This is a genomic window from Stenotrophomonas maltophilia R551-3, assembly GCF_000020665.1.
In the GTDB taxonomy this organism is placed as follows: Bacteria; Pseudomonadota; Gammaproteobacteria; order Xanthomonadales; family Xanthomonadaceae; genus Stenotrophomonas; species Stenotrophomonas maltophilia_L.
In genome coordinates, this window is sequence record NC_011071.1 from 1,161,274 (window position 1) to 1,172,093 (window position 10,820).

Genomic DNA, 10,820 nt, shown 5'->3' on the forward strand with positions numbered 1-10,820 from the left:
TGGCCGCTGTCGTCGCCGCTATGGTAGGCAGCGCGTTCTTCGCGGGAATCACCCTGCATACGTATTCAATGGCGTTTGCAGGGATGTAATCGCTTTCAGGTTCTGTTTGCGGTAGTGCCGGCCGCTGGCCGGCAATCGCGTTCACCGGGTTGCCGTCCAGCGGCCGGCACTACCGCGGCATTCAAAGCGGCGTGAAACGAATGGCCTGCCCACCCCCCGGTGCCAGCACCAGCGTCAGCACGTCGGCGCTGGTCACCTCTCGGGTTTCGCGCGCGAATGCGAAGGGATTGCTGCGGAAATCCGCGCCCTCGCCATCGCGGTAGATCTCGGCGCGGTAGCGCACGCCCGGTTCCAGGAAGCCCAGCGACACCGGCAGCACACGGCCGTGCTCGTCGGTGATGCTGCCGAGGAACCAGTCGCGGCTGTTGCGGTCGCGGCGCACGATCGTCACGTAGTCGCCCACTTCGCCATCGAGCACGCGGCTCTGCTCCCAGTCCACCGCGACGTCTTCGATGAAACGGAATGCCTCGCGATGCTGCAGGTAGTGCTCGGGCAGGTCGGCGGCCATCTGGATCGGGCTGTACAGCACCACGTACAGCGCCAGCTGGCGTGCCAGCGTGCTGGGAATGGCCTGGCCGTGGCGGCCCTTCAAGCTGAGGATGCCGGGGGTGTAATCCATCGGCCCGGCCAGCATGCGGGTGAACACCAGATTGACCTCATGTTCCGGCGGGTTCGGCGGCTGGCCCCAGGCGTTGTACTCCATGCCGCGTGCGCCTTCGCGCGAGATCCAGTTGGGATAGGTGCGGCGTAGGCCGGTGTCCTTGATCGGCTCATGCGGGTTGACTGACAGGTGCCGGCGCGCGGCTTCCTGCACTACCTTCAGATGGTGGTGGGCCATGAACTGCCCGTCATGCCACTCGCGCCACAGGGGGCCACCGGCGGGATCGCGGCGGTCGACCTGGCCGTCATCGCAGACGTAGCCGGTCTTGAACTGGTCCACGCCCAGCCGTGCGTACAGGTCCAGCGCAGCCCCCAGCTGCTCCTCGTAGTGCTCGATGGCGCAGCCGGTTTCGTGGTGGCCGATCAGGTGCACGCCCTTCTTCAGGCCGTAGGCGGACAGCGCCTCGATATCGAAATCGGGCGTGGCGCGGGTGAAGTCGAAGTCGTAGCCGTTGCCGACCCAGTTGCCGTCCCAGCCCGGGTTCCAGCCTTCCACAAGCACGCCACGGAAGCCGTGCGCGGCGGCGAAGTCGATCACCTTCTTCGTCTTCGCGGTGGTCGCCGCATGCGTCGGCCCGGTCGCCCAGCTCTCGTTGTCCAGGTGCATCGACCACCACACGCCCAGGTACTTGGCCGGCTTCACCCAGCTCACATCGCCCAGCGCGTTGGGTTCGTTGAGGTTGAGGATCAGGTCCGATTCGACCAGGCCCCCGGCACGGTCGGCGATCTGCAGCGTGCGCCACGGCGTGGCGAAGGGCAGGGTGCGGCGCACCTTCCAGCCTTCGGCCGAAGGCGACAGCTGCGCACGCAGGCGTTGGCCTTCGGTGCGGCGCAGCCACATGCCGGCGTAGTCCACCAGTGCGGCCTCATGGATCGCCACGTGCAGGCCGTCGCGGCTGCGCAGGGTCATCGGTGTATGCACCAGCGGCACCTCGTTCAGCAGCGTGCGCTGGTACAGGTACTCGTAGTGGATCGGTTCCCCGGCAGGGATCCACCACGCGGTGGAATCCTGTGCGATGGCGAACTCGGTCAGCTCGTCATCGATGATGGCTTCGCGCAGGTTCGGCTGCCCGGGGAATACGTAGCGGAAGCCGAGGCCATCGTCGTACACGCGGAACACCACGTCCAGCCGACGCTTGCTGCCGGTGGTCTCGGCCAGCTGCACGGTCAGCTCGTTGAAGTGGTTGCGGGTGACCCGGCGTTCGCCCCAGGGCTGCTCCCAGCTGTCATCGCTGCTGCGCCGTTGCTGGCCGAGCAGGGCGAAATCACGGTCCAGGCGGCCGTCGCGCAGGGCGAAGCCAAGCTTCGAATCCTCCACCACGACCTCGCCGAAGCGCTCGACGCGATAGCGCGCGGTGCCACCGTCCAGCACCAGACTGACCTTGAGCACCTTTCCCGGTGATTCGACACTGGCCACCTGCGGCGCGGCCTGCGCCAGCGTGGCCAGGCCCAGCAGGGCCAGGCCGAGCATCTGCGCGAACAGCGCGCGTACAACCGTGTGCGACATCGGCATTTCCCCTCCCAAGGCGCCGTTGGCAGACCCGGACCATAAGCCAGCGCGGCAGGCGCGCTACCGCGTGGCGCCATGAATACGTATGCAGCTGGACGCAGCCGACAGCCCCGCGTCTACCATGGGGCCAAGGCACCTTGAGGGAGGGGCCGCGCCCGCCCGCCGGCAACGACGGTGCGGACCTACAACGCGTGCAGAGAGGGAGGGAGGCCGACGGGCGCAAGCCGGTCCGCCGCTTCGATGCTGAAGATCATTTGCCTGACCGCTGCCCTGGGGGCAGCGCTGGGATCGACCGCGCAGGCGGCCGACCTGCAATTCGACGGCCGCCATGCGCGCGCCGAAGCCGCTGCCAACGGCAGCTTCGTGCTGCATGCGCCGAAGGGCGCAGTGCAGATCGCAGCCGCACCGATGCGCAGCCAGACCGGAAGCGTGATGTTCGATGCACTGTTCGCGCTGGCCCAGCAGGAGATGGACCAGGATCGCGTGGATGCGATCCGCGATCCTGCATTCGATGAGGGCCGGCCGGTGCCGTGCGAGTGCTTCCAGACCGGTGCGCGCTGGCCCTACGTGTGGACCCGCGATGTCAGCTTCGCCGCCGATCTGGCGCTGGCGCGGATGGACCCGCAGCGCACGCGGCAGTCGCTGCAGTTCAAGCTGTCCGCAGCGCGCGACGGGCATACGCCCGGCCTGTTCGTGGCGCAGGACACCGGTTCCGGTGGCAGTTGGCCGATCAGCAGCGATCGCGTGGTGTGGTTCCTGGCGGCACGTCACCTGCTGGAGGATCGCGCGTTTGCCGACCAGGTCTGGCAGGCGCTGCAGGGTACGCTGGCGCAGGACCGCGCGATGGTGTTCGACGCGCGAATGGGCCTTTATCGTGGCGAGACCTCCTTCCTGGATTGGCGTGAGCAGACCTATCCGGACTGGACCCGCGAGGACGTGCGCTTCATCGGCGATTCCTATGCGCTGTCCACCAACGTGCTGCACTACCAGGCGCTGCGCCTGGCCGAACGCCTGGCTGGCCAACATGGTGATGCCCGCGCGGCTGACTACAAGGCGTGGGCCGATGCGTTGGCGCAGCAGATCGATGCGCGCTTCTGGCGCGAGGACATGGGCCAGTACATGAGCTACATCGGCGAAGCCGCGCACCCGGTGCCCTACGCCAAGGTCGATCTGCTCGGCCTGTCGCTGGGCATCCTCGCCGAGGTGTTGCCGGCCGAGCGTGCGCGCCGTGCGCTGGCCGCCTACCCGATGGGGCCGGCCGGCAGTCCGGTGGTGTGGCCGCAGGAGTCGCAGCAGCCGATCTACCACAACCGCGCGATCTGGCCGTTCGTCAGCGCCTACTCGCTGCGTGCGGCGCGGCAGCTGGACGATGCGCCGCGCATCGCTGCCGAAATCCGCTCGCTGATGCAGGGCGCGGCGCTGGCCGCTTCCAACATGGAGAACTACGAGCTGGTCAGCCAGGCCGTGCATGTCGACGAAGGCGCACTCAGCGGCCCGGTGGTCAACTCCGAACGCCAGTTGTGGTCGGTGGCCGGCTATCTGTCGATGGTGCTCGAAGGTGTGTTCGGTGTGCAGGACGATGGCCGCGTGCAGCCCAAGCTGCCGGTCACACTGGTGCCGGAGCTGTTCGGTACGCAGCGTCGCATCAGCCTGGAGGCCGGTGGCAAGCGCTACGTGCTGGAGCGCCCGCAGCAGCTGGGTGATGGCCTGCTGGTGGCGGGCAGGACGCTGATCCAGGGCAACACGACCACGGTGCAGCTGATGGCTGCACAGTCCGCGACCGGCTTCGGTGGCACAACCGCCGACGCCAATGCGCGTGCGCCGGCCACGCCGACCGCACCGCAGGCCACACGCAATGGCGCTGGCTGGAGCGTGCCGGTCACGACTGGGCAGGTTCTGTGGAAGGACGGCAGGGCCGTCGCCGCCAGCAATGGCCAGGCGCACATCAGCGACGATGGCCTGCAGCACTGCTTCAGTCTGACCCGGCGCGAGGGTGCATTGGAATCGCTGCACAGCCCGATGCTCTGCGTCGGTCCGCAGCAGGTGCTGAAGGGCGAGGAACGCTGGCAGTTCACCGCGGCCCAGGCCGGGCAGGTGGGCCTGCGCCTGCAGTACAGCAATGCGAACGGGCCGATCAACACCGGCGTCACGGCTGCGGTCAAGCAGCTGGTTCTGCAGTGCCCGGGCCAGCCATTGCAGCGGCATACGGTCACCCTGCCGCACAGCGTGGCGGTGCAGGATTCGACCTCGGCAACATTCGCGGTGCCCAAGGGGCGGTGCACGGTCACGCTTGAAGAGGGCTTCAACATGAGCGCGCTGCAGCACTTCGCGCACTACACCGGCGGCAAGGGCGGGCGTGATGGTGTGCTCAACCAGGCCCAGGTGCAGGCACTGACGGTGGCGCCGGTGGCGATGGAAGAGGGCGCACGATGAGTCGTCCCGCCAAACCGCAGCTGTCGTTCTGGCAGATCTGGAACATGTGTTTCGGTTTCCTCGGCATCCAGTTCGGCTTCGCCCTGCAGAACGCCAATGCCAGCCGCATCTTCGAGACCCTGGGCGCGGACATGGACGCGGTGCCGGGGCTGTGGATCGCTGCGCCGTTGACCGGCCTGCTGGTGCAGCCGGTGATCGGCTACCTGTCCGACCGCACCTGGACGCGCTGGGGCCGCCGCCGTCCATTCTTCATGATCGGCGCGGTGCTGACCACACTGGCCCTGCTGGTGATGCCGAACTCGCCAACGCTGTGGATTGCCGCTGGCACGCTGTGGGTGCTGGACGCCTCGATCAATGTGTCGATGGAACCGTTCCGCGCCTTCGTCGGTGACCAGCTGGCACCGCGCCAGCGTCCGGTCGGCTACGCGATGCAGAGCTTCTTCATCGGTATCGGCGCCATCGTCGCCAGCTTCCTGCCGTTCATCCTCGCCCATTTTGGTGTGGCCAATACCGCAGCTGCCGGCGAAGTGCCCGATACCGTGCGCTATGCGTTCTACTTCGGTGCGGTGGTGCTGCTGGCGGCGATCACCTGGACGGTGGTCAGCACCCGCGAGTACTCACCGACGGAGCTGGCTGGCTTTGATGATGCCGAGCCGCCGGCGCACCACGCAGGGACTGCCATCAGTGGCCCGGCGCCGTGGACGCAGGTGGCGCTGTGGCTGGGGCTCGGCGTGGTGCTGGCGCTGCTGATCGCCTGGCGGCAGGGCGACAAGATGCTGTACGTGCTGGCGGGCTTGTGTGCGGGTTACGGCGTGCTGCTTGCGCTCGCCCGTGCGCTGCCGGGCACCCACATGCTGGCCGCCATTGTCGGCGATCTGCGCGCGATGCCGGTCACCATGCGTCGCCTGGCGTGGGTGCAGTTCTTCTCGTGGTTCGCGTTGTTCGCGATGTGGATCTACACCACCGCCGCGGTGGCCGGTATCCACTTCGGCTCGACCGATCCGCAGTCGGCGGCCTACAACGAGGGAGCCAACTGGGTGGGGGTGCTGTTCGGCGCCTACAACGGCTTCGCTGCGCTGGCCGCGGTACTGATCCCGCCGATGGTGCGTGCGATCGGCCTGCGTTGGAGCCACCTGGTCAACCTGTGGCTGGGCGGTGCCGGCCTGGTGTCGCTGATGTTCATCCGCGACCCACACTGGCTGCTGCTGTCGATGGTCGGCGTCGGCTTCGCCTGGGCATCCATTCTTTCGCTGCCATACGCACTGCTGTCCGACAGTGTGCCGGCATCGAAGATGGGCGTGTACATGGGCATCTTCAATTTCTTCATCGTGATCCCGCAGCTGGTCGCGGCCAGTGCGCTCGGCTTTGCCCTGCGCGCCTGGCTGGGCGGTCAGCCGATGCATGTGCTGGTGCTGGGCGGCTGCAGCCTGTTCGTCGCCGGCCTGTGCGTGCTGCGGGTTCCGTCCCGTCCGGAGGTGGTGTGATGCGTGGTGCGCTGTCTGTTGCTGTTTCCCTGGTACTGCTGGCCGGCCATGCGACGGCCGCGCCACGCCCGGACTACGTCGGCACCACTGAGCCGTTCGCCAGCGATGCGGTGTACTTCGTGGTCACCGACCGCTTCGTCAATGGCGACCCGTCCAACGACCACCGCGACCAGGGCGGCAAGCACCGCACCTTCGATATCCCGGTGCCGTGCCCGGACAAGGTGGACGGCAATATCGGCTACCTCGGTGGCGACTTCCGCGGCGTGCTCGACAATGCGCAGTACATCCGCAACCTCGGCTTCGGCGCGGTATGGATCACGCCGATCATCGACAACCCGGACGAGGCGTTCACCGGCAGCAAGGCGATCAGCTGTACCAGCACGCTGACCGATCGTGGCAAGACCGGTTATCACGGCTACTGGGGCGTCAATTTCTACAAACTCGATGAGCACCTGCCCAGCAGGGATCTGGACTTCGCCGGGCTGACCAAGGGCCTGCATGGCGCAGGCCTGAAAGTGGTGCTGGACATTGTCGGCAACCACGGCTCGCCGGCCTGGACCATGCCGACGCGGCAGCCGCAGTTCGGCCAGATCTTCGACAAGGACGGCACACTGATCGCCGATCACCAGAACCTGCCACCGCAGAAACTGGACCCGAAGCACAACCCGCTGCACGCGTTCTACAACAACATCGGTCCGGTCGACAGCAAGGACGGCTCGATCTTCGATGGCAACCTGGCTGAACTGTCCGACTTCAATCAGGACAATCCGGCGGTGATGGATTATCTGGTGGGTGCTTACCTGCAGTGGACTTCACAAGGGGTAGATGCGCTGCGCATCGATACCATCGGCTGGCTGCCGCATCCGTGGTGGCATGCCTTCGTCAAACGCATCCGCGCTGAACATCCGGGCATGTTCATGTTCGGCGAAGCGTTCGACTACAACGCGGCGAGCATCGCCGAACACACCTGGCCGTCCAATGCCAACGTGAGCGTGCTGGATTTCCCGTTGCGCGGCGCGTTGGAACAGACCTTCGGCATCGCCGGCAAGGGCTTTGAAACCCTGGCCGAGCCACTGCACCTGACCGGCGGCCCGTACGCCAATCCGTACGAGCTGATGAGCTTCTACGACAACCACGACATGCCGCGCCTGCAGGCCAGCGACAACGGCTTCATCGATGCGCACAACTGGTTGTTCACCGCACGCGGCATTCCGGTGGTCTACTACGGCTCGGAAACCGGCTTCATGCGTGGTCGAGCCGAGCACGCAGGAAACCGTGCCTACTTCGGCCAGCCGCGCGTGGATGCTGCCCCGCAGAGCCCGATCTTCACGCCGCTGCAGCGCATCGCCAGGCTGCGCGCAGCCACCCCGGCCCTGCAGCGCGGCCTGCAGGTGAACGAACGCCTGCAGGGCGACGAGGCGGTGTTCTTCCGCGTGCTGCAGCAGGGCGACGTGGCGCAGACCGCGCTGGTGCTGCTGAACAAGGGCGACCGGGCCAGAACCTTCACCGTAGCGCGTTACGTGCAGGCAGGCCGCTGGCGCGATGCACTGGACGGCGGTTCGTTGCAGGTGGATGCCTCCCTGAAGGCCGACGTGCCCGCGCACGGCGTGAAGGTGTACGTGCTGGACGCCGCCGTGCAGGAGCCGGCCCTGCAGGCTGAGCTGGACAAGGCGATGGCCGACCAGCGGGCGCGGGACCAGCGGCTGGGGCGGTAGTGCCGGCCGCTGGCCGGCAACCCATGAATCCATGGCACCTTCAGGTGCCGGCCAGCGGCCGGCACTACCTGGTTTGGCTGCATCCGGCACAATAGGCACCCCTCACGCCCCGCCGTACCGCCATGACCGACCTCGCCCCGCAGACCCCGATCGAAACCCTGCTGAAGGCGGCGATGGATGGGGCGGTGCCGATCCGCGCCTTCATGGAAGCCTTCGTCGCCTCCGAGGTGGTGCTCCTGACCGGCAGCCTGGTCACCCCCGACGGCAGCGGCTTCGACCCGCTGCTGTTCGACAAGCAGGGCACCCTGCATGTGGCCGTGTTCACCGACCCGTCGCGGGTGGGCACCTACAGCCAGCAGGCCGAACACCAGATCCGCTGGCTGATGCTGGACGTGCTGCGCCGCGTGCCGGGTGGCTATGGCGTGGTGATCAATCCGGGCACCCCGCTGGGCTTCGAGATCTCACCGAGCGGCGTGGGCGAGATCCTGAAGGACTTTGCGCAGGGCTGAACCGCCGCCGTGTAATTTGTAGAGTCGAGCCATGCTCGACTGCCGTTCGCACAATGCCAGATCAGTCGAGCATGGCTCGACTCTACAGAACGCTTCCCCATTGAGGCACCGCCATGGAGTTCAGGGAATTACCCGCCGACGCACCGGAACGGCAGCAACTGGCGCAGTGGTATTACGCGGAATGGGGCCGGGACGCTGGCCTGTCGCTTGAACAGGAACTGCAACGGCTCAACCGGCCGCAGGATGCCGAGGGTCTCCCGCATCTGATTGCCGCCTTCGATGGCGACCAGGTGGTCGGCGCGGTGCAGTTGAAGCGCAGGGAGATGCCGGCATTCCCGCAGTACGAGCATTGGCTGGGCAGCGTGTTCGTGGCCGATAGTCATCGCGGGCGTGGGCTGGCTGGCGCGCTGGTCGAACAGGCCGCGGCGCAGGCGGTGCGGATGGGCGTTTCCGAACTGCACCTGCAGACCGAATCCCTGGATGGCGGTCTGTATACGCGGCTGGGCTGGAAGCCGCTGCAGGAAGCCGACAACCATGGTTGTCGCGTGCTGGTGATGGTGCGTTCCCTATAAGAAAAGTGTCATGGCGTGCCCGAGTTTTGGAGACTCCGGGCAACGGATGCTCAATCGCCCGCCAGGCCACCGGCCGTGAGGGCAGCATTGCGTCGTACTTCGTCACGCTCGATGTATCTCAGGAGATCCTGTTGGAGAATGCGCCTGCTGATTTCTGCAAGACGGTTATTCTCTGCATCTGACTTCCCGGGTGAGCTGGCTGAAAGCAGGAGCATGTTGGCGATGTGGGACGAGATTCTGGACTGAAGTTCAGCCTGCGACCTTGCCTCGCCATCCTCGTCGAACAACAGATGGATGGACATGGCGAGGTCGTCGCTGTACTGGTGTCTGAGGCTGGGCAGTCCGTGGGTGATGTGCCATGCCCCCAGAAGCGAGAACACAATGGCGACCAGGGAATGCGTTCCCAGCTGCAACCATATCTTCATGACTAATCTCCTAGCGCGGGCGGATCCATTCGCAGCGGTCCAGCTTTCCATTTACCGACCCGCATCGGAAGTAGCCGCCACTGAAGTTGTAGCGCACCTCGCGAGGCCAATCGCCCCTATCGACATCAATATCAATCTTTCCCCCGTTCTTGATGGTGTCTGATTCAGGCAAGGCTTGGCCAAGAACATCCTTTGCCGTGCCTTTGATCAGTCGCGCCGCCCCTCTGGCCATTGGATTGATCTGCCAGCAGGCGGTGTCGCCGTTGTCCATCAGCAGGCAGCCGCCAACACCTCTGCCGAAGAAATGCTCAAGCGACCTGAAAAGGGAGCCAACGAGGTTTCCATTTATCTGTCCATGCTGCCAGGCTGGATTGTTCGTCGTATGCGCGATTCGGATCGCATCGTCGACTGCCGGAATGAACTGGTTTGCGACATACACACTTGAAAAGTATCCACTGTCGTTCCTGGGTTTGATGAACACCCATTCCTTCGACATTCGGACAATTGCTTCGAGCTGAAGCCGTTCGCTGTCCGCCAAGCCCTGTGAGCTGCTGTCGAAGTCACCTTGTCCATGCCGTGACAGCACCGGCTGGCTCGGTAGGCGCCAGCCTGGAACGTTGATGTCAGCCGCGACTCCCGGATCACCTTGGGGAGCGGCCTGGTGGAAGCGTCTGGGAACCTCGCCAGGAGGAATGTAGTTGACGGTGACGTAGAGTGCTTGGGCGGTGTTGGGGTTGACCACGAGATAGACCTCCCAGCCACGTCGGAACCCATGAGCCATCTCGCCAGCGGATTCGTATTGCCAGGATTGAGTGCAATTGCCACAGGTGACTACCTGGACCGCGTGCGCCTCGAACGGGGAAAGCGCGGTGCCTGCCAGAATCAAGGTGGCTGCAGAGACCATTTTCACAAAGTGACTCCTTGGACGAGTGGGTGTACCCGTGGGCACACCTTCCTGATCCACGGTGTTCCCACTCATTCACCTTGCGCTTCGTGGCGACCGCCGCGTATCGGTATCCGCCGTGCGGTGCGTCAGAGATCCGAGGATCCTGGTGTAAGGCATCCAATCTGGCGGCGATGGGGCCATCTGCTGCACCCAAGGTCAGTGAGCGTTATTCTGGAAGCGGACTCCATCTTCTGGTGGCTGATAACGTGACCATGGCTGCACCCCATCATTCCCGCGCCGCGCTGATCTTCCTGATCGCGGCCATCGCCGCCGCGCTGGTGTCCATGCCCTTGCTGCGCGCGGTGGGCATTGTGCAGTGGCCGGTGTTTGTCATCGCCTGGCTGATCAACCTGGGCGCGGCCTGGCATCTGGCGCAGTGGGCGCGCCAGCAGGGCCGGTCGGCCTGGGCCTTCGGGTTGTCGGCGGCACTCGGCACCGTCGCCTCGATCGTGGTCTATGTACTGCTGGCGTTGCTGGGGCCGAAGGCGGCGGCGCGCTGAAGGCGC

The 10,820-nt window shown here is 65.7% G+C and carries 9 protein-coding genes; 6 read left to right on the forward strand and 3 right to left on the reverse strand.

Features of this window, described 5'->3' with window-relative positions; translation table 11 throughout:
- Positions 1 to 181: 181 nt before the first annotated feature.
- Complete coding sequence (locus SMAL_RS05260) at positions 182 to 2,233, reverse strand: glycoside hydrolase family 97 protein (protein WP_012510339.1); 2,052 nt, start codon at positions 2,231 to 2,233, stop codon at positions 182 to 184.
- Positions 2,234 to 2,470: 237 nt separating this feature from the next.
- Here SMAL_RS05260 and SMAL_RS05265 point away from each other — a divergent pair, with 237 nt between their 5' ends.
- From SMAL_RS05265 to SMAL_RS05285, 5 genes are all read left to right on the forward strand, one after another.
- Positions 2,471 to 4,663, forward strand: coding sequence for a glucosidase family protein (locus tag SMAL_RS05265; protein ID WP_012510340.1), 2,193 nt, complete (start codon positions 2,471 to 2,473; stop codon positions 4,661 to 4,663).
- The gene (locus SMAL_RS05270; protein ID WP_012510341.1) at positions 4,660 to 6,147 is read left to right on the forward strand and encodes an MFS transporter; all 1,488 of its coding nucleotides are present in this window, start codon (positions 4,660 to 4,662) and stop codon (positions 6,145 to 6,147) included. Before SMAL_RS05265 ends, SMAL_RS05270 begins: the two co-directional genes overlap by 4 nt.
- Positions 6,147 to 7,862 (forward strand): alpha-amylase family glycosyl hydrolase, encoded by a 1,716-nt coding sequence (locus SMAL_RS05275; RefSeq protein ID WP_012510342.1) that lies wholly within the window; start codon positions 6,147 to 6,149, stop codon positions 7,860 to 7,862. The genes SMAL_RS05270 and SMAL_RS05275 overlap by 1 nt, the downstream gene beginning before the upstream one ends.
- A gap of 122 nt (positions 7,863 to 7,984) precedes the next feature.
- Positions 7,985 to 8,371 (forward strand): SseB family protein, encoded by a 387-nt coding sequence (locus SMAL_RS05280; protein ID WP_012510343.1) that lies wholly within the window; start codon positions 7,985 to 7,987, stop codon positions 8,369 to 8,371.
- A gap of 113 nt (positions 8,372 to 8,484) precedes the next feature.
- The gene (locus SMAL_RS05285; protein ID WP_004147717.1) at positions 8,485 to 8,943 is read left to right on the forward strand and encodes a GNAT family N-acetyltransferase; all 459 of its coding nucleotides are present in this window, start codon (positions 8,485 to 8,487) and stop codon (positions 8,941 to 8,943) included.
- A gap of 50 nt (positions 8,944 to 8,993) precedes the next feature.
- Here SMAL_RS05285 and SMAL_RS05290 read toward each other — a convergent pair whose 3' ends face one another.
- Entirely contained in the window at positions 8,994 to 9,368 is a 375-nt protein-coding gene (locus SMAL_RS05290; protein ID WP_012510344.1) for a hypothetical protein, read from the reverse strand.
- A 10-nt stretch (positions 9,369 to 9,378) separates the two neighbouring features.
- Positions 9,379 to 10,278, reverse strand: coding sequence for a hypothetical protein (locus tag SMAL_RS05295; RefSeq protein WP_012510345.1), 900 nt, complete (start codon positions 10,276 to 10,278; stop codon positions 9,379 to 9,381).
- A gap of 248 nt (positions 10,279 to 10,526) precedes the next feature.
- Here SMAL_RS05295 and SMAL_RS05300 point away from each other — a divergent pair, with 248 nt between their 5' ends.
- Positions 10,527 to 10,814, forward strand: a complete 288-nt coding sequence (locus SMAL_RS05300) for a hypothetical protein (RefSeq protein ID WP_012510346.1) — start codon at positions 10,527 to 10,529, stop codon at positions 10,812 to 10,814.
- Positions 10,815 to 10,820 lie beyond the last annotated feature (6 nt).

What these genes read in the sequence shown, in the direction of transcription:
- SMAL_RS05260 (WP_012510339.1), bottom strand. Translation starts at nt 2,233, where the DNA reads ATGCCGATGTCGCACACGGTTGTACGCGCGCTGTTCGCGCAGATGCTC.
- SMAL_RS05265 (WP_012510340.1), top strand. Translation starts at nt 2,471, where the DNA reads ATGCTGAAGATCATTTGCCTGACCGCTGCCCTGGGGGCAGCGCTGGGA.
- SMAL_RS05270 (WP_012510341.1), top strand. Translation starts at nt 4,660, where the DNA reads ATGAGTCGTCCCGCCAAACCGCAGCTGTCGTTCTGGCAGATCTGGAAC.
- SMAL_RS05275 (WP_012510342.1), top strand. Translation starts at nt 6,147, where the DNA reads ATGCGTGGTGCGCTGTCTGTTGCTGTTTCCCTGGTACTGCTGGCCGGC.
- SMAL_RS05280 (WP_012510343.1), top strand. Translation starts at nt 7,985, where the DNA reads ATGACCGACCTCGCCCCGCAGACCCCGATCGAAACCCTGCTGAAGGCG.
- SMAL_RS05285 (WP_004147717.1), top strand. Translation starts at nt 8,485, where the DNA reads ATGGAGTTCAGGGAATTACCCGCCGACGCACCGGAACGGCAGCAACTG.
- SMAL_RS05290 (WP_012510344.1), bottom strand. Translation starts at nt 9,368, where the DNA reads ATGAAGATATGGTTGCAGCTGGGAACGCATTCCCTGGTCGCCATTGTG.
- SMAL_RS05300 (WP_012510346.1), top strand. Translation starts at nt 10,527, where the DNA reads ATGGCTGCACCCCATCATTCCCGCGCCGCGCTGATCTTCCTGATCGCG.